This window comes from Rhabdaerophilum sp. SD176 (assembly GCF_030143245.1).
GTDB lineage: Bacteria > Pseudomonadota > Alphaproteobacteria > Rhizobiales > Beijerinckiaceae > Rhabdaerophilum.
In genome coordinates this window covers 443,961-468,194 of record NZ_JARJNS010000004.1, presented here as the reverse complement: position 1 = coordinate 468,194, position 24,234 = coordinate 443,961, and the positions used below count along the sequence as shown (strand labels likewise).

18 protein-coding genes, 2 tRNA genes and 1 pseudogene are annotated in these 24,234 nt (G+C 63.9%); 6 read left to right on the top strand and 15 right to left on the bottom strand.

The window, feature by feature from the left end; translation table 11 throughout:
- Window positions 1-230: 230 nt before the first annotated feature.
- Together P0652_RS11825 and P0652_RS11820 are read left to right on the top strand one after the other, a co-directional pair.
- Window positions 231-419 (top strand): annotated as a pseudogene (locus P0652_RS11825) (GIY-YIG nuclease family protein); the annotation flags it as partial.
- A 113-nt stretch (window positions 420-532) separates the two neighbouring features.
- Window positions 533-832: a hypothetical protein gene (locus tag P0652_RS11820; protein ID WP_284179006.1), complete on the top strand. Its 300-nt coding sequence runs from the start codon at window positions 533-535 to the stop codon at window positions 830-832.
- Here P0652_RS11820 and P0652_RS11815 read toward each other — a convergent pair.
- Window positions 819-1,520, bottom strand: a complete 702-nt coding sequence (locus P0652_RS11815; RefSeq protein WP_284179005.1) for a ceramidase domain-containing protein — start codon at window positions 1,518-1,520, stop codon at window positions 819-821. The genes P0652_RS11820 and P0652_RS11815 overlap by 14 nt on opposite strands.
- Before the next feature lie 68 nt (window positions 1,521-1,588).
- Between P0652_RS11815 and xth the strand changes: the two genes are divergently transcribed.
- Entirely contained in the window at window positions 1,589-2,365 is a 777-nt protein-coding gene (gene xth, locus P0652_RS11810) for an exodeoxyribonuclease III (protein WP_284179004.1), read from the top strand.
- An 18-nt stretch (window positions 2,366-2,383) separates the two neighbouring features.
- Here xth and P0652_RS11805 read toward each other — a convergent pair whose 3' ends face one another.
- The 9 genes from P0652_RS11805 to P0652_RS11765 all read right to left on the bottom strand — a co-directional run bounded on the left by P0652_RS11805 (window position 2,384) and on the right by P0652_RS11765 (window position 13,551).
- Window positions 2,384-3,349: a FecR family protein gene (locus tag P0652_RS11805; protein WP_284179003.1), complete on the bottom strand. Its 966-nt coding sequence runs from the start codon at window positions 3,347-3,349 to the stop codon at window positions 2,384-2,386.
- Between the two features lie 67 nt (window positions 3,350-3,416).
- Window positions 3,417-4,190, bottom strand: coding sequence for a FecR family protein (locus tag P0652_RS11800; RefSeq protein ID WP_284179002.1), 774 nt, complete (start codon window positions 4,188-4,190; stop codon window positions 3,417-3,419).
- 59 nt (window positions 4,191-4,249) lie between these two features.
- Complete coding sequence (locus P0652_RS11795; protein WP_284179001.1) at window positions 4,250-5,122, bottom strand: tetratricopeptide repeat protein; 873 nt, start codon at window positions 5,120-5,122, stop codon at window positions 4,250-4,252.
- Complete coding sequence (ilvD, locus tag P0652_RS11790) at window positions 5,109-6,839, bottom strand: dihydroxy-acid dehydratase (protein ID WP_284179000.1); 1,731 nt, start codon at window positions 6,837-6,839, stop codon at window positions 5,109-5,111. Before ilvD ends, P0652_RS11795 begins: the two co-directional genes overlap by 14 nt.
- Before the next feature lie 358 nt (window positions 6,840-7,197).
- The gene (locus tag P0652_RS11785; protein ID WP_284178999.1) at window positions 7,198-10,014 is read right to left on the bottom strand and encodes a valine--tRNA ligase; all 2,817 of its coding nucleotides are present in this window, start codon (window positions 10,012-10,014) and stop codon (window positions 7,198-7,200) included.
- Window positions 10,015-10,158: 144 nt separating this feature from the next.
- Window positions 10,159-10,734: a DUF2497 domain-containing protein gene (locus P0652_RS11780; RefSeq protein ID WP_284178998.1), complete on the bottom strand. Its 576-nt coding sequence runs from the start codon at window positions 10,732-10,734 to the stop codon at window positions 10,159-10,161.
- Window positions 10,735-10,919: 185 nt separating this feature from the next.
- Entirely contained in the window at window positions 10,920-12,302 is a 1,383-nt protein-coding gene (locus tag P0652_RS11775; protein WP_284178997.1) for a TolC family outer membrane protein, read from the bottom strand.
- 296 nt (window positions 12,303-12,598) lie between these two features.
- Window positions 12,599-13,273 carry a protein-L-isoaspartate O-methyltransferase family protein gene (locus P0652_RS11770; RefSeq protein ID WP_284178996.1) on the bottom strand — a complete coding sequence of 225 codons (675 nt, stop codon included), beginning with the start codon at window positions 13,271-13,273 and terminating at the stop codon, window positions 12,599-12,601.
- 204 nt (window positions 13,274-13,477) lie between these two features.
- Window positions 13,478-13,551 (bottom strand) — tRNA-Cys (locus tag P0652_RS11765).
- A gap of 179 nt (window positions 13,552-13,730) precedes the next feature.
- Here P0652_RS11765 and P0652_RS11760 point away from each other — a divergent pair.
- A tRNA-Asn gene (locus P0652_RS11760) sits at window positions 13,731-13,806 on the top strand.
- 243 nt (window positions 13,807-14,049) lie between these two features.
- On the opposite strand, the gene P0652_RS11755 is transcribed toward P0652_RS11760, so the two are convergent.
- Both P0652_RS11755 and P0652_RS11750 read right to left on the bottom strand, forming a co-directional pair.
- Window positions 14,050-15,561, bottom strand: coding sequence for a permease-like membrane multi-spanning protein (locus P0652_RS11755; RefSeq protein WP_284178995.1), 1,512 nt, complete (start codon window positions 15,559-15,561; stop codon window positions 14,050-14,052).
- Complete coding sequence (locus P0652_RS11750; protein ID WP_284178994.1) at window positions 15,558-16,340, bottom strand: ABC transporter ATP-binding protein; 783 nt, start codon at window positions 16,338-16,340, stop codon at window positions 15,558-15,560. Before P0652_RS11750 ends, P0652_RS11755 begins: the two co-directional genes overlap by 4 nt.
- A 476-nt stretch (window positions 16,341-16,816) precedes the next feature.
- Here P0652_RS11750 and P0652_RS11745 point away from each other — a divergent pair, with 476 nt between their 5' ends.
- The gene (locus P0652_RS11745; RefSeq protein WP_284178993.1) at window positions 16,817-17,446 is read left to right on the top strand and encodes a YqaA family protein; all 630 of its coding nucleotides are present in this window, start codon (window positions 16,817-16,819) and stop codon (window positions 17,444-17,446) included.
- A 429-nt stretch (window positions 17,447-17,875) separates the two neighbouring features.
- Here the strand turns inward: P0652_RS11745 and P0652_RS11740 are convergent, their stop codons facing one another.
- The 3 genes from P0652_RS11740 to P0652_RS11730 all read right to left on the bottom strand — a co-directional run bounded on the left by P0652_RS11740 (window position 17,876) and on the right by P0652_RS11730 (window position 23,111).
- Window positions 17,876-20,191 carry a 3-hydroxyacyl-CoA dehydrogenase/enoyl-CoA hydratase family protein gene (locus tag P0652_RS11740; RefSeq protein ID WP_284178992.1) on the bottom strand — a complete coding sequence of 772 codons (2,316 nt, stop codon included), beginning with the start codon at window positions 20,189-20,191 and terminating at the stop codon, window positions 17,876-17,878.
- Entirely contained in the window at window positions 20,191-21,327 is a 1,137-nt protein-coding gene (locus tag P0652_RS11735; protein ID WP_284178991.1) for a thiolase family protein, read from the bottom strand. Before P0652_RS11735 ends, P0652_RS11740 begins: the two co-directional genes overlap by 1 nt.
- 122 nt (window positions 21,328-21,449) lie before the next feature.
- Complete coding sequence (locus P0652_RS11730; RefSeq protein ID WP_284178990.1) at window positions 21,450-23,111, bottom strand: AMP-binding protein; 1,662 nt, start codon at window positions 23,109-23,111, stop codon at window positions 21,450-21,452.
- A gap of 176 nt (window positions 23,112-23,287) precedes the next feature.
- On the opposite strand from P0652_RS11730, the gene P0652_RS11725 reads away from it, so the two are divergent.
- Window positions 23,288-24,175, top strand: a complete 888-nt coding sequence (locus P0652_RS11725) for a bile acid:sodium symporter family protein (protein WP_284178989.1) — start codon at window positions 23,288-23,290, stop codon at window positions 24,173-24,175.
- Window positions 24,176-24,234 lie beyond the last annotated feature (59 nt).

The window sequence follows — 24,234 nt, the reverse complement described above, 5'->3', positions numbered from 1 at the left end:
GGATGCCCGCCCCAAGGGCGGGCATGACGGCCATAAGGGCACAACCGGGTTTCGCGTGCACAACCTTGCATCGCTTCCACGACGGGCTGGCTTCCGGCACGATCAAGAGATCGTTGACGGGAAGCGACTTCATGCCCGGCTATGTCTACATGATGACCAACCGGCCAAACGGAACCCTCTATTGCGGGGTTACGAATGATATCGCCAGATGAAGCTACGAGCACCGGAATGGCGAAGGCGGCCACTTTACCCGGCGCTATCGCCTGAACAGGCTGGTCTGGATTGAATGCCATGACGGCATTGCCGAGGCGATCCAGCGCGAGACATCCATCAAGCGCTGGCCAAGGGCCTGGAAGGTCCGGCTCATTGTCGCCGATAATCCGGATTGGGCCGATCTCTACGAGGATCTGAACAATTGACTGATTCCGAAGTCATGGATGCCCCTCCCCTTTGATCCCGATCATGGCGGGGGACCGGGAAGCCCGCCATGCTGGTTTCATCAGGCCCGGAACGGGCCGAGGAGGAGACCAGCATGAGTGTGTTTGCCAAGAGCGCGGTGGAGTTCTTCTACAATACCGGCCGGCCGAGCCGGAACGTGACCGGGGCGGTGCGGCTCGAGCACGACGAAATCACGGTCGAGTATCCGGGCGAGCACGGGCAGGAGCGCTATTTCGGCAAGGCGCTGGCGCCGGGGCATTATGAGTTGCGCTGTGTCGAGATCGGCGGGCGGGCGACGCTGCATCGCTTTCCGGAGAGCGATTATCTCGAGGGCTACTGGAGCCAGGACCATCATTACGGCATGTGGCGGATCCAGCTGATCAACGAGGATTGATCGCCCGGATCGCCGCAAGGGCGAGCAACCCCAGAACCGTGGCATTGAACAGGTGCCAGAGAAAATGGAGCCCGTAGGGCCAGGCGCTGCAGAGCGGCTGGTCCAGGGTGCGCAAAGCCAGCGACAGGGTGAAGAGCCCGCCGGCGAGCAGCAGGGCGCGGGCGATGGGCCGGGCGGCATCGCCCGTCAGACCGGCTCTTCCCGGCGCCGCCTGTCGGCTGCGGGCCGCCACAGCAAGACCGAAGCCATAGAGCGCCAGCAAGGCCGGGACATAGCCGATGCCGCCGCGCAAGGCGCTGGCACCAGCAAGCTGCACCAGACCGGCCGAGGCAGCGAAGAACATGACCGGGCCGGCCAGGGCCAGCCAGAGCGGCGCGCCGAGGAAACGGCGGATGGCGAGGCCGAGATAGAGAAGGATGAAGCCCTGGATCGGCAGGACATCCATCAGCACCGTCCGACGGTTGGGGATGGTGTGGAAGAGGAAGCTGCCGATGCCGATCGCCACCATCAGCAGGATCAGCACGAGGGCAGGCACATCCCGCGGGTGGCGCTGGCGCCAGAGCCAGAAGGCCATGCCAGCCGCCAGCACGAAGCCGGCATTGGTCAGCGCGTTCAGCGGTTCGGCCCAGAAGGCGGGCGAGCCGAGACGTTCACAATAGGCCATCAGGAAGCGGGCTTCCGGCTGCATCCGAGAACTCCTGTGGGCGGCGGGAAACGGCTGTCCCCCTGCGGGCGATTCGCGCTACAGATGGGCACATGATCATCGCGACCTACAACGTCAATTCGGTGCGGCAGCGTGAAGCGCATCTGTTGCGCTGGCTTCAGGCCCGGCAGCCGGACATTGTCTGCCTGCAGGAACTCAAATGTCTCGACGAGGCCTTCCCGCGCGAGAGTATCGAAGCGCTGGGCTACACTGTCGAGACGCATGGCCAGAAGACGTTCAACGGCGTCGCCATCCTGTCGAAACACCCGATGGAGGTGGAGAACCGTGGCCTGCCCGGCTTTGACGACAGCCAGGCGCGCTATATCGAGGCCGTCGTCTCGGTGCCCGGCGAGGCCCTGCGGATCTGCGGTGTGTATTTCCCGAACGGCAACCCGGCGCCCGGGCCGAAATATGACTACAAGCTCGCCTTCATGGATGCGCTGACCCACCATGCCCGCACCCTGCTGGCGCTCGAGGAAAAGCTCGTCATTGCCGGCGATTACAACATCATCCCCGATGCACGCGATGCGCGCGAGCCCGCCGCCTGGGCGCAGGATGCGCTTTTCCTGCCCGAGAGCCGGGCCGCCCTGCAACGGCTGCTGAATCTCGGTTTCACGGAAGCCCTCCGCGCCACCACCGATGCGGCAGGCCTCTACACGTTCTGGGATTACCAGGCTGGCGCTTGGCAGCGGAACAATGGCATCCGCATCGACCATCTCCTGCTTTCGCCGCGCGCGGCGGACAGGCTGGCCGAAGTCGGGATCGACAAGGATCTCCGGGCCGAGGACAAGCCCTCGGACCATGTGCCCGTCTGGGCACGGCTCACCTGAGCGGAGCCGCCCCGGCCATTACTGGAACCCCCGGCCTTTGGGGCCCTGCGGCACCCGTCCGGGATAGCGGTCGCCAGAACCGGGAAAGCGTGGCCGCCCGAAACCAGGCCCGATGATCAGGCCGGGAATGACCGGGACCAGAGCCGGATAGGCCGGCCGGCGATAGATCGGCTCATCAATGATCTCCTCTTCCTCGATCACCACGCGGCGTGGCCGCTGCGGGCGGGGGCGCGGCGCTTTCGGCGGCGTGGCGCGCGGCGGCCGGGCGGCTGGCGGAACCACCCCGCCCTGCCCCTTGATCTGCGGCGTGCAGCGATCGACCACGCAGAAATCGCCGGTGCATTGCGCCGAGTAGACCGGCAGGCGCGAGGACAGCCGCTGCGGCAGGGTCACGCCCCGTCCATCAACAGAGACATACGTGCAGGCCTGGGTCAGATCCATGCAGCGGCCGGAACGCGTGCAGACCTGCGCCGCGCCTTCATGCAGCGAAACATAGGTCCGGTTGTTGATGACGCTGACTTCGACCGTCGTACCGCGCAGCCCCACGGTCGCGACCGGCGTGCGGATGATGTAGCTGCCTTTGGGGCCATTGCCCGACACGAAACGCATCGCCCCGGCGGAGAGTTCCATCGCGGCGTTCTTCTCGCCGGAATAGACGAAGGCATCGAGCTTGATGCTGGCCTTCGGGCCGAGGCGGAGATCGGTTTCGTCCTTGAAGCGGAGGCGGGCCTGCGCCTTGTCCTCGGTCGTCACGCGTTCGTTGCGGTGAACCGGATCCGGAACAGCCAGCGGCCGCGGGGCCTCGCCCTGCTGGCCCATCACGCGGTTCTCGATCGTTTCGGCCTTGCCGATCACGTCATTCGCCAGGGCGGGCAGCGGCAGGGCTGCGGGCAGGAGGAGGAGGGCTGAAAAGGCGGCGCGCGCCATCCGTCCGGAGTGGCGCCGGTCAGGCGAGAAGGGCGGGCAAGGCTGAACCATGTTCATGGCAGGGGCTCCGTTTCCGCTACCTTATCGCAAGGAAGGCTGGAGACGGTGCGGAAAAGCACAGGACCTAACGCCCTTTGCCGCCCCCGGCCGACGCACCGGAACCGCCCGCTCCACTTGACGCGCCGCCAGCCGGGTCATAGCCACCGGGTGGAGCCGCTGCAGGGCCGAGGGTTCCCGTTGCGCTTGCGGTGCAGCCGGCGCCACCACAGGCGGCGCCACGACACGCCGTGCTGAAAGTCGGGATACTGGGGCTCAGCCGCCGGGCCGGGCTCACCTGCCCGCCGCCAGCCTCGATATAGTCACAGCGATTGGTGAGTGAAGCACAGCGATTGCCACTGCAGACCTGGGCCGCGCCATCCACCAGGGTGACGAAGGCCCGCCCCTGGCGGAGAACGATATCGACCGTGGTGCCGCGCAGACCAATCGTCGCAACAGGCGTTCGGATCTGGTAGGTGCCGACCGGGCCATTGCCGGAAACAAAACGCAAGGCGCCGCGGGTGAGCGTGACGGCCGTACCCGCCTGACCAGTATAGATTGCAGAATCCAGCCGGATCTGGGCCGACGGGCCGAGGCGGAGATCCGATCGATCAGAGAAGCGCAAGCGGGTGCTGGAGGCAGCCTCGGTCCGGATCAGCTCGCTGCGGTAGATCTCGGCTTCGGGCGCCAGCTGACGGCGGATGCCGGAAATCTCGCCAGAAACGCGGTTCTCGACAATCTCGGCCGAGCCGATGATCTGTGCCGGCTGGGCGACAAGCGGGCCGGAAACCAGCATGACCATCAAGCCAAAAGCAGCCTGAACGGGCAGGATACATTCGAGCAGAGGCTTCAAGGACGGCATGGTCATCTCCCCCAGCGGGCAAGACCTATCCGAGATCGACGGGCGAATCCACCCGGTTGTCAGCGGATGCCCTTGCCCCGCTTGCGCAGAAAGGCCTCCGACAGTTTCCGCTCGTCCTCGGTGGCGATTTCCCGGGCGCGCTCGTTCAGTTCGACTACCCATGGATAACGGGTCGGATCCACCTGCTCACGGGCCAGTTGCATCCACATCAGGCCACGCGGTGCCTGGCGCGGCACGCCATCGCCATTGAACAGCATCTGGCCGAACCGGGCCTGCGCGAAGGCATGGCCCTGCTCGGCGGCGAGATAGAACCAGCGCGCGGCCTGCTGGAGGTCTTTCGTGCCGTTGAGGCCATCAGCCAACACGCGTCCGAGATGATACTGGGCATCGGCATCGTTGTAATACGAGGCCGCATAATGGAACATTTCCCTCGCGCGGCCCGGATCCCGGCGGACGCGGGTATTCGGGATGCCGGTCAGGTGGTAGCTGCCAAGGGCGACGAAGGCCTGCGCTACCATGCGGGCATGAGGCGAATCCGGGCTCTCATCCGCACGCAGGTTCACGATCTGCGAGAAGTTCTGGTAGGCCTTGTAATCATCCCGGCGGACGCCCTCGCCCTCGCGATACATCTGGCCGAGTTTCCATTGCGCCGCGACATTGCCCTCGCGGGCAGCGAAAGTCAGCGGCTCGACGGCGGAACCGGGGTCGCCGCTGGACAGCGCACGCAAACCAGCGCGCAGGGATTCGCCCACCGACTTGAAAAGCGTACCCTTTTCGGCCGGGGCCGGCGGCGCTTCCTTGACATCGAAGGCCCAGGCCGCGGGAATGGCCATGGCCAGCGCCATCAACGCGCCAAGCACGCTGCCCGACCAGCGGGCGCCGACCGGGGCGAGGCCGGTGCCCCGGCTCAGGGTGTGCTCACAGATCTGCATAGCAATGCTTCTCGGCAACGCCGCCCGGATGGGTCACCGCGCCATCGCGCGCAGACCCGACCGTTTGGGCATATTTCCATAATGCGCCAGAGGCGTATTCGGTCTCTCGCGGCTTCCAGTTCTTACGACGCGCTTCAAGTTGGGCATCGGTAAGGCGAGTTTGCAGCACCCCCGTGACCGCATCGATTTCGATGATATCGCCATCCTCGAGCAAGGCGATCGGGCCGCCGACAGCCGCTTCCGGGCCGACATGGCCGATGCAGAAACCGCGCGTCGCACCCGAGAAACGGCCATCCGTGATCAGGGCCACCTTGTCGCCCATGCCCTGGCCATAGAGGGCTGCCGTGGTGGACAGCATCTCACGCATGCCAGGGCCGCCCTTCGGCCCCTCGTAGCGGATGACCAGTACCTCACCCTCGCGGTATTCGCGCTTCTTCACCGCCTCGAAACAGGCTTCCTCACTGTCGAAACAGCGGGCCGGGCCTGTGAAGCGGAGCCGGTCCGGCGCCATGCCGGCGATCTTCACGATGGCGCCATCGGGCGCGAGATTGCCGGACAGGCCGACCACGCCGCCAGTGACAGTGATCGGGTCATTGGCGGGCCGGACAACATCCTGCTCGTCGTTCCATTTCACGGAAGCGAGGTTTTCGGCCATGGTGCGGCCCGTCACGGTGAGGCAATCGCCGTGCAGGAAGCCATGATCGAGCAGCGTCTTCATCATCAGGGGGATGCCACCAACCTCGAACATGTCCTTTGCGACATAACGACCACCCGGTTTCAGATCGGCGATATACGGCGTTTTCCTGAAAATTTCGGCAACATCGAACAGGTCGAACTTGATGCCGACCTCATGCGCGATGGCAGGCAGGTGCAAGGCGGCATTGGTCGAGCCGCCGGAGGCTGCCACCACGGTGGCGGCATTTTCCAGCGCCTTGCGGGTGACGATGTCGCGCGGGCGGATGTTGCGGGCGATCAGCTCCATGACCATCTCGCCGGCCGTCATGCAGAACTGGTCGCGGATCTCGTAGGGCGCCGGGGCGCCGGCGGAATAGGGCAAGGCGAGGCCGATCGCCTCGGAAACCGTCGCCATCGTATTCGCGGTGAACTGGGCGCCGCAGGCCCCGGCGGAGGGGCAAGCCACGGATTCGAGCGTCTCGAGATCCTCGTCCGACATGGCGCCGACGGAATGCTTGCCGACGGCCTCGAACACGTCCTGCACGGTCACCGGCTTGCCCTTGAAGGAGCCAGGCAGAATCGAGCCACCATAGATGAAGATCGACGGCACGTTGAGGCGCACCATTGCCATCATCATGCCGGGAAGCGACTTGTCACACCCTGCGAGGCCGACCAGCGCATCATAGCAATGGCCACGCATGGTCAGCTCGACGGAATCGGCAATCACGTCGCGGCTGACCAGCGAGGATTTCATGCCCTGATGGCCCATCGCGATGCCATCGGTGACGGTGATCGTGCAGAATTCGCGCGGTGTGCCGCCGGCACTCGCCACACCCTTCTTCACCGCCTGGGCCTGTCGCATCAGCGCAATATTGCAGGGCGCCGCCTCGTTCCAGCAGGAAGCCACGCCGATGAAGGGCTGGCGCATCTGGTTCCGGGTCAGGCCCATCGCGTAGTAATAGGAGCGGTGCGGCGCACGCTCCGGCCCCTCCGTCACATGGCGGCTGGGCAATCTCGACTTGTCGAATACGCGATGATCCATGATCCGACCCTGTACGACCCCGGAGCTTTCGTTCCGTGGCTGTCCCGGATGCCATGCAAGGCCCCGATCGACAATCTGCCCGGCCGGATGAATTCCCGACATGGTTGACGGTCGACCCGCCTGCCCCGCCTTGGGAAACCACCCATTTTCGAAAGCTTTAGTGCCGCGAGCTACACGCTTCTTTGTGGCGCAAAAGCGGCGCATCGTGGCAGCGGTACAGGCCGATCCGGAATCATTCCGCGTTGTTGCGAAACAGACACAATGATGCGCCCGGGCCATGGGAAGAGCGAACCGGACAGGCGCAGCCCCGATCAAGGTCAAGAAAGCCGATCCGGCAATGCCGGACCGGGCATCGCCCTCACCCCAGCCGAGCCAGCGCCTCGTCGATCTTCGCCATGCGGGCTTCGGCCTCCGCGACGCGCTCGCGGTTTTCCTCGACCACCTCTTCCGGCGCCCGGGCGAGGAAATCCGGATTGGTCAGCTTGCGCATCGTGCCCTCGACATCCTTGACCAGCTTGTCGCGCTCGGTCGTCAGGCGTTTGCGCTCGGCAGCGAAGTCGATGATGCCCGCCAGCGGCAGGCAGGCAACAAGCCCCCGCACCACAAGCTGGACGCTCTGGCCCGGCGGAGCCGGCGCGAACTGTACCTCGGAGACGCGCGCGAGCCGCTTAAGGACATCCGTCGCCCGGCCGACGCGTTCCTGAGCAGCGTCATCCAGCCCGACAAAGACCACAGGCGCCAGTGTCGCCACCGGCACATTCATCTCGGCCCGGGCCGAGCGGATCTCGGTGATGAGATCGACCACGAAGCCGATCTCGGCCTCGGCGGCCGCGGAATCACGGCCGACGGGCTCGGGCCATGCCTCGACGCAGAGCAGGCCCGGCTTCTGGCCGGCCCATTCCCCGAAGACCTGCCACAATTCCTCGGTGATGAAGGGCATGAACGGGTGCAGCATCGCCACGATGCGGTCGAGGAGGAAGGCCGTCGTCGCCTGCGTCTCGGCCTTGAGCGGCCCGTCCTCGCCCTGCAAAACCGGCTTGGCCAGTTCGAGATACCAGTCGCAGAACGTGTTCCAGGTGAATTTGTAGGCCGACAAGGCGGCCTCGTTGAAGCGATAGCCCTCGATGCCGGCCACGATGCCGGCCAGAGCCTTGTCCGCCTCGCCGATTGCCCAGATGTTGAGCGCGCCGGTCGCGCCCGCCGGGTCAAAGCCGGGCGCGCGCCGGCAGGCATACATCTCGGCGAGACGCGAGGCGTTCCAGAGCTTTGTGCAGAAGTTGCGGTAACCCTCGGCCGTCTTCAGGCCGAGCTTGGGGTCGCGCCCCTGCGCCGCGAAGCTGGCAATGGTGAAGCGCAGAGCATCGGCGCCCATCGCCTCGATCACCTCCAGCGGATCGAGCACATTGCCGACGCTCTTGGACATTTTCCGGCCCTTCTCATCCCGCACGAGGCCGTGCAGATAGACGGTCCGGAACGGCACATCGAGCGGCTTGCCCTCATGCTCGAGGGCTGCCGAGGCCATCATCATGCGGGCGACCCAGAAGAACAGGATATCCGCGCCGGTCACCAGCACGGAGGTCGGGTAGTATTTGGTGAGTTCAGCCGTCGAATCCGGCCAGCCAAGCGTCGAAAACGGCCAGAGCGCCGAGGAGAACCAGGTGTCGAGGACGTCGGGATCGCGCGTCAGTGTCACGCCGGTGCCCCATTTTGCCTCGGCCTGACGCCGCGCATCGGCCTCGCTCTCGGCGACGACGTAGCTGCCATCCGGCCCATACCAGGCCGGGATCTGATGGCCCCACCAGAGCTGCCGCGAGACGCACCAGGGCTCGATATTCTCCATCCAGCGGAAGAAATCGGCCTCCTTGTTCGCCGGCAGGATGGTGATCGCGCCGGAGCGAACCCATTCCATCGCCTTCGCGGCCAGCGGCTTCACATCGACATACCATTGCTCGGTGAGGAAAGGCTCGATCGGCACGCCGGAACGATCGCCATGTGGCACCTGCTGGGCATGCGGCTCAACCTGCCGCAGCACACCGGCCGCCTCGAGGAAGGCGACAATCGCCTTGCGCGCCTCGAATCGCGGCCGCTCCGCCAGAGCCAGTGCTTCGGGCGAAAGGCCGGTGGCGAAGGCGGGATCCGAAAGGTCGATCCGGCCTTCCTTGTCGAGCAAGTTGACCATGGCGAGGCCATGGCGCTTGCCGACATCGAAGTCGTTGAAATCATGCGCAGGCGTGATCTTCACCGCGCCGGTGCCCTTTTCGGGATCGGCATAGTCATCCGCAATGATCGGAATGCGCCGGCCGACCAGCGGCAGGATGGCATGGCGCCCGATCAGGTGCTTCAAACGCTCGTTCTCCGGATGCACCGCGATGGCAGTATCGCCCAGCATCGTCTCGGGGCGGGTCGTCGCCACCGTGATACAGGTCGCGGGATCGGCCGGGTCGAACGCCATCCCCTCGATCGCATAATCAAGATAGTAGAGATGGCCGCCCGGCTCGCGGTCGAGGATCTTGCCCAAGGCGGCCGCATCAAAGCCGCGCGGGTTGCCTTCCTTGTCAGTCTCGCCACGCTTCCAGGCATAGCTGCCCTTCACTTCCTTCTGCTCGACCTCGAGATCGGAGATCGCGGTCAGGAGCTTGGGGTCCCAGTTGACGAGGCGCTTGTCCTTGTAGAGCAGGCCCTTCTCATGCAGGCGCACGAAGAAGGCGAGCACCGCGCGGGAAAGGCCCTCGTCCATGGTGAACCGCTCGCGCGACCAGTCACAGGAGGCACCGAGGCGCTTGAGCTGGTTGATGATCGTGCCACCGGATTGCGCCTTCCAGTCCCAGACCTCCTGCAGGAAGGACTCGCGGCCGAGCGTCCGGCGATCCGGCTTGCCTTCCGAGGCAAGCTTGCGCTCGACCACCATCTGCGTCGCAATGCCGGCATGGTCGGTGCCCGGCTGCCAGAGCACGTCCCGGCCCTTCATGCGCCAGTACCGGCAAAGAATATCCTGCAACGTGTTGTTGAGCGCATGCCCCATATGGAGCGAGCCGGTGACATTCGGCGGCGGGATGACGATGGTGAAAGGCTCGGCATTCGCCCGGCCGGCAGCCTGGGCCCGGAAGGCATCGGACTGATCCCACGCGCGGGCAATGCGCGCCTCGATCTGCTTCGGGTCAAACGTCTTTTCCATCGTCCATCACCGGCTGCGGTCCACATCCCGGGGGACGGGCCATTGAAAAAGGGCGCCGGTTCGCGCCCTTGTCTCTGGTTCCTGTAATTCGATGCTGCCGCGGGTTCAAGCTCCCGCATGCCGGCGCGACGGGGCTGGCGCCCCTCAGCCGCGGGCGACGCGCTCGATCTCGGCCTTGACCATCTTCTCGACGATGCCCGGCAGATGCTGGTCCATCCAGTCGCGCAGCATGGGACGGAGGATCTCGACAACGACATCCTCGATTGAACGGCCGATGGCTGGCATGGCCGTATGGCGGGCCAGGGTCTGGAAGGCCTGGCCGACCAGCACGCCCGTATTGTCTGAGACGATCCGCTCCTCAAGGGCAGCGACCGTGTTGATCGGAGCGCGTGGCGGCTCCTGCATGACAGGCGCGGGCTCGAACATCACTTCCGGCATGGGCTCCATCTCCGGTTCCGGCTCGATCTCGACCGTCTGCGGCGCGCTGGCGACCTTGGCCACTTCGGCAAGATCGAGCACTTCGGGCTCTTCCTCAACGACCGGCTTGGGCTCAGGCGCCGGCGGCTCCTTCTTGGCGGCCGACTTTTTCTGGACCGGTTCGTCCTTCTTCATCCCGAGGCTGTCATCCGCGATGATCTTGCGGATGGACGCCAGGATTTCTTCCATCGACGGTTCGTTTTCGTCCCGGTTCTCCGGCAGGGAAGCGGATTTCGAGGACATGACAGACGCTCCATCTTTGGGAATACAAGGCTGTCCGGGCTGCGTTCCGAGGGCACCGCGCCCTCCAGAATCACATCGGATAAGCACGAGTATGGCAGCGCCAGCCTTGTGATCAAGCCAGCGTTGTCAGGCAGTTGCGCTTGGATGGGGACAACCCGGATACCGGCCTTGCGGCCGGCGGGACATCACTCGCCGCTGGGCGTACGCAGGCCGAGCCAGCTGTCCTTGACCTGCTCGAAATGCACCTTCGGGTCATAGGTTGCGACCTTGAGGCCGAGCGACCGCGCCGAGAGCTGCCCCGTTGCCGAGAGCAGGGCATAGGAGGCCACAACCCGGTCGCGCTGGGCCGTGACCTGCGAAACCCGGGCATTCAGCAGTTCCTGCTGGGCATTCAGCACGTCCAGCGTGGTCCGCTGGCCGACGCGGGCTTCCTCGCGGACACCGTTCAGCGCGATTTCCGCCGCCGCCACCTGCGCATTGGCGCCCTCGATCTGGAAGCCGGTTGCTTCCATCAGTGCCCAGGAAGCAACCACCGCCTGGATCACGCGGTCACGGGCCGAATCAACCTGGAGCCGCCGCTCGCCGAGGGTTTCCTTGGCCGCGCGGGTTCGGGAATAGGTCGAGCCGCCATCATAGATCGGGATCGACACCGTGCCGAGCACGGAGCCGACATTGCGGCTGTCACCCTGCGTGCTGGAATCATAGCGACGCGCCAGCGAGCCGGTGAGCGAGACGGTCGGGTAAAGTTCACCTTCGACGATCTTCACCTGAAGGGACTGCGCATCGACGCCATGCAGGGCGGCCGAAATCGCCGGGTGATCCTTGATCGCGCGGTTGACCGCCTCGCCCTGGTTCTTCGGAAGCCGGGCAGCCGCGACGGGCTTTACCGCGCCGAGCCGCTTGGGCTCCATCCCGATGATCTGCTTGAACCGGGCCACAGAGCCGCGCAGGTTCGACTGCGAGACCGCGAGGTCGGACCGCGCGCCGGCGAGCCGCGCTTCGGCCTGGGCAACGTCTGTCCGGGTGACTTCGCCAACATTGAAGCGGTCCTTCGTCTGCCGGACCTGCTCGTTCAGAACATTCACGTTGTTCTGGCGGAGTTGCAGGATCGCCTGGTCGCGGACCACGTTCATATAGGCCGTGACGCCGTCGAGCAGCGTGTTCTGTTCGGTGTTCCGCAGCGTCTCGCGCGAGGCGAAAATGCTCGATTCCGCCTGGCGGATCGAATTGGAGGTGCGGTTGCCATTATAGATCGTCTGGGTGGCTGACAGCGTGACGCTGCGCGGCATCAGTTCGGTCTGCGAGCGGTTGCCGCCGGATTTGCCGTCGATGGCAGTATACCCGGCATCGCCCTGCAGGGTGATGCGCGGGCGATTGCCCGACTTCGCCGTGGGCACCCCTTCATCGACGCTGCGTGTATTGGCCCGCTGGGCGTTGAGATCCGGGTTTGCCATATAGGCATGCGCCAGCGCTGCGTTCAGATCCTGGGCGCGGAGCGGAGCGGCCACAACGAGACTGCCGGCCACAAGGGCCGCCGTTGCAACGCTTTGAAAAACCGAACTTTTCATGCTCAAACTACCCAGAAACCGACCACATGCCCAGCAGAGCGCAGGCGTATGCCTGCCAACCGGGTAGAGCCCATCCGGGCCATCGCGCTGACACAGATACGAAAGTGCATCGTTTTCGACTCCGCATTTCCGCCACCGGAACGATTACTAGCGGCACCCGGGCGGATGTAAACCTCGGGTTAACCCGCGGCCCGAGGCGGCAAACAGAAAAGCGTGTGGGTGAGACGAAAAGGTAACACTGCTGACTAATTGACAGGGTTCGTCAGCAACAGGGCCTCCGCCCCGCCAGGCTTGCTTCAGAATTCGAAAGCCGGCTTCCGGTCAAACCCCGGCAAGACTGCCGCCTGGACATCAAAGATCCGTCGACGGCCAATCGTTTCACCCGATTTGACATAGAGCATGGCACGGGAAGCGCCGTTCTCGTGCAGGATGACCGCGAGGCGCCCGCCTTCGGCAAGGAGCGGAAACAGGCCCGTCGGCTCAACTTCCGTCGCACCGCTGAGGAGGATGCAGTCAAAGCTGCTCGCCGGCAGCGCCACGCCCGAGCTCGCCGTCAGACCCGGCATGGCCGGCGCCAGGGCAACAGAAGCACCGGCAGCGGCTAAGGCCTTGCCGGCCGCCTCGAGATGACCGGCCTCGGCCTCGAGCAGCGTCGCGTCCAGCCCCATCGCGGTCAGCAGCGCAGCGGCGTAGCCGGTTCCGCCGAGGACATCGAGCGCCTTTTCGCCCGGACGGGCCTCGAGCGCCTGCAGCATGCGGGCAAGGATCAGGGGTGGCAGCATCGGCCGCGCGGCCAGCCCGGCCCCGACCTGCAGCGGGCGATCGGAATAGGCGATCCGGCGATCGGCCGAGGAGACGAACATTTCCCGCGGCACCGTCTCGAATGCGAGCAGGACAGCCGGATCCGTCACGTCGAAAGTCCGGATCTGGTTGTCCACCATGACACGACGGGCGTTGCGCATCTCGTCCATTTCAGCCCCCCGGGAATCCATCGCCGTATTGCGGCACCACTCCCGCGCTTTTGCGCGAGACGCGGAGCGAAAGCAAGCCATCTCGAGCATCGCGGAAGGCCCCCGGGCGAGGGTCGGAGACCGCCCGTTGCATGCGGCGGACCAGCGCGCGCAGAAGCGGGCCGCGATCGGCCGGTGCACCTATCCAGAACGTGACGGGAAAATTGGAGGCCTCGGAGGGAATCGAACCCCCGTACAAGGATTTGCAGTCCTCTGCGTAACCACTCCGCCACGAGGCCTCGCGGGAAGAGGAGCGGCTATAACCCTAGTTGCCTGCCCGAAGCAAGCGGCGGGGCGTGCGTTACAATGAATTTTGCGCCCTGCTTCCGGCACAGGGCCTGCGTTCAGAAAATTTTAGGGGGACCGCGCGAAAACAGGTTTGCGTTCCCTGCGGATTTTGCTACACGGCACGCCTCATTCCTCGATAGCTCAGTTGGTAGAGCGTTCGACTGTTAATCGAATGGTCGCTGGTTCGAGTCCAGCTCGAGGAGCCAAACTTTTCCCGCTTTTTTTCAAAGCCTCCGGCCGCGCAAGCATGCCACTGGTCAGGGGTGACGCATGGTCAGTCGTGACGTCACCAACTCGGACGAGCAATCGTGCTGAATCGCGGATATGCGGCGTCGGCTCCGCGCCTGCCCTGCTGCTGATCGGGGATCCCCGTTAAACGATCCGGCCTTGCACGACCGTTACGGCATCTCGCCCAGCGAGGTGGTGCGGCGCGAGACAGGGCCGATCGGCTAGACCCGCTTCCGCGTCGCGCCAAGCAAGCCCATTAGCAGAGCGGCAACGATCAGCGGCACAGGTGCCACTTCGACATAGCCGCTGATGACGAGCCAGCCCGCGAGGCCTATCATCAGCAGGACAGCGATTTCCATCAGCGCCACCTGCGCCGAGCCTGAGCCCCGCCGGCGCATCCGATGACGGGAGCCGTCAATGGGCTGATGCCAGAGGTTGACCAGAATGCCGGTGGCCACGGCGAGCACAATGCCGATAACGGCAATGGCGGCAGCGGGCCGGTTCGCCCAGGCGATCAGGAGCAGCGGAACCATCGCAATGCTGCTGGCGAGGCTGGCGACGGCCGCGAGTTTGGCGCGGATTTGCGTCTTCTCATCCACAGGGGCGGCCGTGACCATATCGCCGGCATCATCGGCAGCCATCGCCACAAAGGTGAGGCCGCCGGCGATCTGCCCCGTCGTGATGATCACGACGGCAACAAGCGTCGCAAAATCGACATTGCCCGACCTGGCGTTCTGGAAGGCGCTCAGCCCCACTGGCAGGAGGAACAGACAGGGCATCAGCACCTGCGAGATCGCCGAGGGATCGCGCAGCACGAGCTGGCGCTCCTTCCAGAAAAGTGCGCCGAGAGGGCTGCGCCCGAACCGCGCATTTCCTTTGGCGACACGGCCGCGGGGCGCCGCAACGGCGCTACCGGCCATTTTGACCGCAGCCTTGACGAAAGGCTCCGCCAGAAGCGAAAGCGCCAGCGCCGACAACGCCACGCCTGCGACAAGCGTGACGGCCAGCGCGCCCGGATCGCCCAACGCCGCGCGTGTAGGCATCTCCAGCCAGATGGGCAGGCCGCCGCTGAAGGCCGCGTCGATCAGCTCATTGACCTCCACCGGCAATAAAACGCGCCGCTGAAGCATGAAAACCGCCGAAAGCGCGGCCATGGCCGAGAAAGCCTGGGCCAGAATGCGGATGCGATTTGTGCTACCCAGCGCCATCAGCAGCAGGATGATGGCGATGGCGATGCAGGTCGCGATCATGGCCATGGCCAGCAGCACGCCGTAACCGGCAAGAAAGTGATTGCCATGCCGCCAGACCATGACGTTGATCAGCGGCGCGCTGTAGAGCAGCACTCTCGTAAATGTCACCAAAGCCACATTGAGCGCGCGGATGAGGAAGATCATCCGTGGCGGCAATGGCGCCGAAAACAGGAGATCATAATCGGCACGCTGGTGAAGCGCATGCACTGCGGAATCGATGGCGGCCGCAACCAAGATCATGCCGGCGAAGATCAGCATGGGTGCCAAGGCAGCGAGATCGGCCTCGCTGGCGTGGGAGAGCGGCGCCATGGGCATCATGACGGCCGCGAGCCCATGCGCTCCGGCAATCATCGCGGCAACCACCAATGCGAAAGCGATATTGCGCAGGCCGCCGCCTCCCGATCGGCTCGTGAACCTGCGGAGCGCAAGGCGCACCTCATGCGCCAGCACTGTCCTGATCGGCAATCCGAGGGAGGCGCTCATGCGGCGGCCATACCCTGTCCGTCGGAGTCCTGTCCGCGGGTCTCTTGTCCCTCTGCGACCACATCGAGGAACACCTCCTCGAGCGTGCCGTCGGCGCGCTCGAAGCGTTGACGCAATTCCCCCATCGTCCCTTCGGCGACGAGCCGGCCCCGGCGGATGATGCCGATCCGGTCTGCCATGCGCTCAGCGACTTCCAGGATATGCGTCGTCAGGATGATTGTCGCGCCTTCCGCCGTGCATTCGCCAAGGATATCCTTGACGACGCGCGCCATTGCCGCGTCGAGACCGGTGAGCGGCTCGTCGAGGATCAGGAGCCGGGGCTGGTGGATCAGCGCGCCGGCGAGCGCCACCTTCTGCTTCATGCCGCGCGAGAAGCCTTCGCAGCGCTGATCGGCCACCGGCGTCAACTCGAGGCGCTGCATCAGTTCATCGGCGCGCCGCCGCGCGGCCGCCCCATCGATCCCCCAGAGCGCGGCGACGAAGGCGAGATATTCGGCTGGCGTCAGCTTGTCATAGACCGTCGGCTCGTCCGGCACCCAAGCCATCACCTGCTTGGCGGCGAGCGGATCGCGTAGCCGATCGATGCCGAAGACCTCGACCGCACCCGAATCCGGCGACAGCAGGCCAGCGACGATGCGGAGCGTCGTCGTCTTGCCCGCGCCATTGGGGCCAAGCAGCGCGTAGAACTCCCCCTCCCGGATCGAAAGATCGAGATGATCGACAGCGGATTGGGCGCCGAAGCGCTTGACAAGGCCGCGAACAGACAGCGCGGATGGCATCAGGCCTCCTACCGGGAGCTGGCCTAGATTGTTCGAAACCTCTGTACGCCCGGTTAAGCGGGTTGGTTAAGAGGCCGAGCGATCGGGATTGGGGGTGATGGTGCCGAAAAGGCTCTGGGGCGGTCGCGGGCGGATGATCTCCGATGACGCGGCAACCCGCGTTTCGAGGATATCTCCACGGCCCTTAAAGCGGATTTACTTGGATATTCGCGTGGGGAAATGCGGAAATTCGCTATCGATTTCAGTGAGCGAACGCATCCCGCAAAATCGGGTTAAGCCGTTGATTTCATGAGAATGTGGCTCGACAGCTCGAGGAGCCAACATCTTTTCTGTCCCGAGCAGGTTTCTGAGTGCTGGCGGCTGATGCCGCCACAGGGCTATACCCATCAGCAGCCAGCCAGTTCTTAAATGTGGACATAGTAATACAAAGCGCTAAGACCCGTCCGCCAAGGCGCGTGCCGGGTTGAAGGGCTGCAATGACGTCTCAAGACAATCATCTCGTCGCGCCGGTGGCAAAGCCCGGCATATTGCAGCGCGCATACGATTGGGTGGTCTCCTATGCGAACCACCCGAATGCGGTTTGGGTGCTGGCTGCGATCTCTTTCATTGAAAGCTCGATTAGCCCCATCCCCCCGCTGCCGCTGCTGATCCCGATGTGCCTCGCGAACCCAAAGAAGGCCTGGCACTATGCGATGGTCTGCGCGATGTCATCGGTGGCCGGCGGTTTGGTCGGATACGCCATTGGCTATGGGCTCTATGAAACGCTAGGCCTCTGGATCATCTCGCTTTATGGCCTCGGCGACAAAGCAGCTGAGCTGCAGAAAAGCACGCATGATGCGTGGTTCTGGATCTTGATCACGAAGGGGCTGACTCCGATCCCATTCAAGATCGCAACCATCATGTCGGGCTTCCTGCATTTCGATCTGCTGAAGTTCACGTTCGCGACAATCGTCGCCCGCGTCACGTTCTTCTTCATCTTTGCGGCCGCGTTGCGTGTCTATGGCAACAGGATCCGCGAATTCATGGAGAAACAGCTGAAGCTTGCGACCTTCATCCTGCTGTTCTTCCTCGTCGGCGGCTTCTTCGTGCTGCCGCTTGTTCTGTAGGGATTGGAGCAGATCGGGATCGACCCCGCCGCACGGAAAGATAAACACGCGGCGCTTAAAACGGATTTACGCAGATACTCGCGTGGGGAAGCGCGGAAATTCGCTATAGATATCAGCGAGCGATCTCATCCCGAAAAATCGGGTTAAGTCATTGATATTCCATCCACGTGGCCCGACAGCTCGAGGAGCCATCTTCCTAACCAATTGGTGCCCGCGCTTTTTGCGGCTGAGCACAAGAAGCGGGGCAGCATCTGGTCGTTCTGGAGGCCAACCACCGCCGGCCGTCCCGAACCCGCCGAGCCAAGGGCCGAACGGCTTGCCCCTTGAACTCCCGTCTCACAGGTCAGGCGCGTACCATGGCAATTATGTTCATGCCTGCATTGCGGGCGACAACCAGCCCATCTTGGAAGACGTTGTTCACCCGCGCAGTCAATTCCTCAGGGGCTTGCCGGATTCAAGCATGTGCGCGATCCGCTCACGGCTTTTGGGTTCGGCCAGAAGGCCGATGAATGCCTCGCGTTCCAGTTCCAGCAGCCGAGCCTCGTCGAGGACCTCGATCAGGTTGGCCCCGCCACCCGTCAGGACATGCGCCAGCCGGGCGCAGATCGTGACATCATGGTCCGTCGCAAGGCCCATGCGGGCCATCGCCTCGGCCGATGAGACCAAAAGCGTCTCGCCCGATAGGCCCGGCAGCTGAAAGCGCGGCGGTTCGGAAGGGACCCGACGTGTCACCATCTCGCGCGCCTTCGTCTTCGCGTCCGTCAGAAGCCGCCGCCGGTTCATGGTGATCCCATCACCCGGTCTCAGGAAGCCCATCTCTCTCGCCTCGGCTGCGGAGCCGGAGACCTTGGCCGTCGAGATGGTTTCGAAGGCCTTCATGGCTGCCGGCATCGGACCGCGCGGCATCGCCTTCGCCGTGGAAAGGCGCCAAAGCAGCTCCTTGCACCCGCCCCAGCCCGGGATCAGCCCCACACCAACTTCGACGAGGCCCATATAGCATTCCGCATGCGCCTGAATGGCATTGGCGTGCAACGCCAGTTCGCAGCCGCCGCCCAGCGCCAAGCCCGCCGGCGCGGCAACGATCAGGATATCACTGTCGCGCAGGCGCGTCATGACGTGCTGGCCATAGGCCACGATGTTGGCGATGGCATCAGCGTTGTCGAGCGCGCCGGCCAGCTGTGCAAGATTCGCCCCGGCCGAAAAATGTGGCCCGTCGCTGTAGATGACCAGGGCGTCGAAGTCTTTGTCCGCGCGCTCGAGGCTGGCCTCGAGTTGGGCAAGAACCTGGCCATCGAGCGTGTTCATGCGCGTCGTAATCTCGAAACACGCAACGCCATCGCCGATATCCCAAAGCGCAGCCGACTCACCGCCGATCACCGGCGGGCTCGTGCGCTTAACATCGTCCAGAAGCAGGACCCCATCAGGCCGCACCATGTCCGTATAGCCGCCGGAACTTTGCAGCACCTGCCGGCGTCCGCCGCTCGCGTCGTAGAACGGCCGGGCCCCGGCCACCTTCAGAAGCTCTGGCACCGCGAGCCCATCGGCCTTGAGCCGTGCGACAAATGCTGTGATGCCGATCCTGTCGATCAACTCGAAAGGTCCGCGTTCCCAATCGTAACCCAGCCTCATTGCCTCATCGATGGCCTCGACGCTGTCGGCCGCGTCGCCGACAAGACATGCGGCGTAGGATAGGGTCTCACCCAGGACGCGCCGTGCAAAACGGCCATACTTGCTGTCATCGTCGATCAAGGCCAGCGGTGTCACGCGGGCATGCTTCAGGATCGGGATGTCGACCCGCATGGCTGGGCGATACTCGCCGGTCTGAAGGTCGACTGCCTCCTTGCGATTGCCAGCCGCGCGGTTCAGCCGGTAGAAGCCGCCCTTGCCCTTCCGGCCGGTATATCCAGCGGCAACCAGCTGCTCCATGATCGGTTGCGGGCGCAGCAAGGCATGGAAGGAATCCTCGGGCGGCAGCGCGTTGCCAAGACTTTTGGCCACGAGCGGCATCAGATCCAGGCCGACGAGATCGGCCATCCCAAAAATGCCCGTCTTGGGGATGCCCAAAGGCCGACCCATCACGGCATCGGCCTCCTCGACGGTCAGGCCCAGATCTATGGCCGCGTTGATCGCCGAGAGGCCCCAGTACACGCCAAGGCGATTGCCAATGAAGCCCGGCCGGTCGTTGCATCGCACAACGCCCTTGCCAAGGCGGTGATCGCAGAAGTCGCGGACCGAATCGATGGCCGTCGGGCGCGTTTGCGAACTCGCGACAAGCTCGAGCAGTGGCATGTAACGCGGCGGATTGAAGAAATGCGTGACGACAAAATCGGCGGCAAACGCCTCGCCAAGCCCTCCGGTCAGCACAGATAGCGGGATGGTCGACGTGTTCGAGGACACGATCGATCCCGTCTTCCGATGCGCATCGATCTTGGCGTAAATCGCGTGCTTCACATCGAGCCGTTCCGTGACCGCTTCGATGATCCAGTCACACTCGGCCAGCGCCGGAAGATCATCCTCGATGTTGCACGGGACCACGCGTTTCGCCGCCGAGCCCTGCATGAAGGCCGGAGGTTTGGCTTTTTGCAGCGCGTCCAGCGCACCCTTGGCAACCAAGCTGCGGTCGCGCGCCCCTTCGGGCACGATATCGAAGAGCAAGACAGGCACGCCGGCATTGGCGACATGGGCCGCGATTCCGGCCCCCATGACGCCGGCGCCGATGACGGCAACTTTCTCGATCCCGGACATCAGACGGCCTCCAGGACGGTTGCGATGCCCTGGCCCCCGCCGATGCATTGGCTCGCGAGCGCAAACGCGCCGCCCTCGCGCTTCAGTAGCATGGCGGCCTTGCCCGTAATCCGTGCACCGGTGGCGCCAAGCGGATGCCCGAGTGCAATTGCGCCACCGTCAATATTGACCGTGTCGGGATCAAGGCCGAGATCGCGCATGCAGGCCAAAGCCTGGCTCGCGAAGGCCTCATTCAGTTCGGTCACGTTCAGATCCTTTGCGCTGAGCCCCGCCCGATCCAACGCCTTTCTGCTGCTCACGACCGGGCCAATGCCCATGATCTCGGGGCTGCATCCGGCCACCGCCATGCTGCGAATCCGGGCCAGAACCTGCATTCCGTGCGCCTTGGCATATTCCTCCGAACAGACGAGCATGGCGGCGGCTCCATCGGTCAGAGGAGAAGACGTGCCCGCTGTCACCGAGCCTGTCTGGCTGAATGCCGGCTTGAGTTCGGCAAGCGCCTCGGCCGTGGTGCCGGGACGCAGACACCCATCCTGCAACACAGGTCCGGCGGGGCTGTCCACCGCAACGATCTCGTCGGCCAGCTTGCCGGCAGCCTGCGCAGCGGCGGCCTTTGCCTGACTAATGACGGCGAAGACCTCCTGATCAGCGCGCGAAATCTGCCAGCGATCGGCAACATTCTCGGCCGTCTCGCCCATGCCCATATAGGCTGCGGGCATGCGCTTGGCGAAGGCCGCGTTGGGCATGGGGTTGAACCCCAGCATCGGCACGCGCGTCATGCTTTCCACGCCTGCACAGATGAAGGCATGGCCCGCCCCGGCGGCAATCGCCCCGACAGCCATGTGGAGCGCGCTCATCGAGGATCCGCAGTAACGGTTCACCGTGGCCCCGGCGACGCTCTCCGGCAGCCCGGCCATGAGTGCAACCATCCGCGCGATGTTGAAGCCCTGTTCGCCCTCAGGGAAGGCGCAGCCCACAATGAGGTCCTCGATATCGGCGGGTTCCACACCCGTCCGCTCGATCAGCCCGCGAATGACTTGCGCCGCCATGTCATCGGGGCGCACGGAACTGAGCGCGCCTTTCCGGGCCAGCGTGAAAGGCGACCGGGCATACCCCGCGATTACAGCTTTTGTCATGGGCGTGTCTTTCTCAGGTGTAACAGGTTATGCGTTTCGCTGCCTTGAACTGGCCTTTGTCATTTCTGGCAGTCAGAAGCAGGCCGGTGAATGGCCGGAGCGCGCGCTCAGGCCAGCTCCAATCAGCTGTTGGTCCCCTCGAAGACCACGGCATCGGTTCTGGGCCTGGCAATCAGATCGGCATATTTCTTTTCAACCAGATTGCGTTTGATCTTCCTCGTCGGGGTCAGAAGGCCGTTCTCGATCGTCCAGGGCTCCTTGGCCACCACGATGTGGCTGAGCTTTTCATGCCCCTCAAGGCGCGCATTGGTCTTCTTCAGCGTCTCGGCAAGGCCCGTCTTTTCTTCCCCAAGGCTCATGATGTCACCCACCGCGTCACCCCTGACCACCACAGCCACCGGCTGCGGCAGGCCTGAACCCATTACGCAAATCTGCTCCACGTAAGGATTCTCCGCGATCAGGCTCTCGATCGGGACCGGGGCGACATACTTCCCCTTGCCGGTCTTGAACAACTCCTTCACACGGCCCGTGATCTTCAGGCTGCCATCGGTGTCGATCTCGCCCATGTCTCCGGTATGGAGCCAGCCGTCGCGGAACGTCTCGGAGGTTTTCTCGGGGTCCTTGTAGTAGCCTTTGACGATGCAATCACCCGCAATCAACAATTCCCCTTCATCAGAGATCTTGATCCTCGCCTCCTTGGCAGGGCCGCCGACCGTGCCGATCTTGGAATGCCTGAATGGATAATTGACGGTCACGAGGCCCGAAGTTTCGCTCATCCCGAACCCTTCGGTAATATTGATGTCGAGGCGCGAGAACCATTCCAGCACAGCAGGCGAAATGGGTGCTGCTCCCGAGCCGCAAATCCGCGTGCTGCTCAGGCCCAGAAGTTTCTTGATCTTCTTCTTCACCATGCCCCGGACGACGGGGATACGAAGCAGTCGATCCAGCTTCTTCTGGGGCAACTTGGCGAGGATTCCGCTCTGGAACTTCATCCAGAGCCGGGGAACCGAGATAAAGATGGTCGGGGACGCGTTGCGCACATCTTCGGCGAAGGTATCGAGGCTCTCGGTGAAGGCAACCGAACAGCCGTGATAGAGCCCGACATGCTGAACCATCGCCCGTTCGGTGATATGGGCGAGCGGCAGATAGGAAATCAACCGGTCATTTTCGGTATAGTTGAGAGCCTCGACCGCTGTTGTCGAACTGTAGCCGATATTCCTGAAGGTCACGACGATGCCTTTGGGATTGCCGGTCGTGCCCGAGGTGTAGATCAGCGAGAACGTGTCATCCATCTTGGGGATGTTGACGTCGACCAACGGCGCGTGGCAGGCGATCAGGTCCGTCATCTGATGATCGCAGGGCAGCGTCTCGTAGGGCTGGGCAATCGTCATGACGCCCGCGGGTATTCCCTGCCGTGCAGGCTCGAGATTGTCGAGTTTCCCGAGGATGATCGCCTTGGCCTCGCTGTGCTCGAGCACGTAACGGATCGTGTCGGCGCCTGCGGTAAAATAGATCGGCGCCGGGATAAGGCCGGCTGCTGCGATGGCAAAATCCGAAATGAACCACTCTGCCGTGTTCTTGCCGAGGATCGCAACGACATCGCCTTTCTTCAGGCCTAACGCACGGAAAGCCGCTGCCAGGCGCAACACCTCATCATGCGCCTGTGCCCAGGTCTTCTCGCGGTAGACGCGGTTGACGGGCTGGCGAAGATAAACCCGGTCGGGCGTCTTGCTTGCCCATTGGCGCAGCATCTCATACGGCACCGGATAGAGCGTGTCGGGCATCGTGTTACCTCCCTGGGACCGCTGGCCTTTGGCGGCGGCTCTCGTTTTTTTCTTTTCTCGCCGACCGATACCACGCCAGTCGCGCCGAGTTTGACCATTAGTGGACAAACCCGGCGCATCGATACGCCTAGGCTGCTTCGCAACGAGAAAACCAAATCGGCGGGGGGACGAAGTCCATGGTGGGAGAACTCGAGCAGGCAGTATCGGCGATCGTCGTGTGTTTCATCATGTTGGGGATGGGCGCGTCGCTCACGCTCGGGGATTTCGGCCGGGCGTCGAGGCGGCCACAGGGACTCCTTGTTGGCCTCGCTTGCCAATACGGGATCATGCCCATGCTCGGGTTCGCCCTGGTCAAGATCCTTGACCTGCCAGACGCCGTGGCCGTCGGGGTCCTGATCATCGCCTGCATGCCCGGCGGAACGACCTCGAACATGTTCACCTATTTCGCCCGCGGGAACCTGGCATTATCCGTCATGATGACTGTGGCCTCGACAGTCGTTGGCGTCGTGGCGATCCCGTTGCTCCTCACCTTCTATGCCGGGGCGCTAAAACTGACGATCCCGCACAAAAATATCATCATCGCGCTGGCGATCATGATCGTGCCCGTCGCGATCGGGATGTTGATTCGGCGGGCCAGCGGGCGGCTCGGCGCGATCACCGAACGGACAGGCTCGATGCTCGGCATTGTCTTCATCCTGTTCCTGATCGCCGCCTGGGTGCCGCGCAACTGGCAGTTCCTGATGGAAACGCGCGGCGGCGTTTACACCGCTGCTATCACGCTCGGCATCGCCGGCATCGCGCTGGGCTATGGCGTTGCGCGGCTGCTGCGGATGGATGAGACTGACGCACGCACGGTGGGGATCGAGACAGGGCTGCAGAACGGGCCGCTGGCCTTCAGCATCATCGCCTTCACCTTCACCGGGCCTGACCAGCAAAGCTACATGGCCGTGCCGGCGCTCTATTCCTTCTTCATCGTGATCGTGGCTTCGCTGGTCACGTTGCTCTTCAGGGCAACGGCCAAAAAGGTATCCAGCGAACGTCCAACATCAGCGCCGGGCGGATGACATGCGGCTTGCGTTCCCGTGGCGGAACATGCCTGCATTGCTCCTCCGATTGGGCGCAC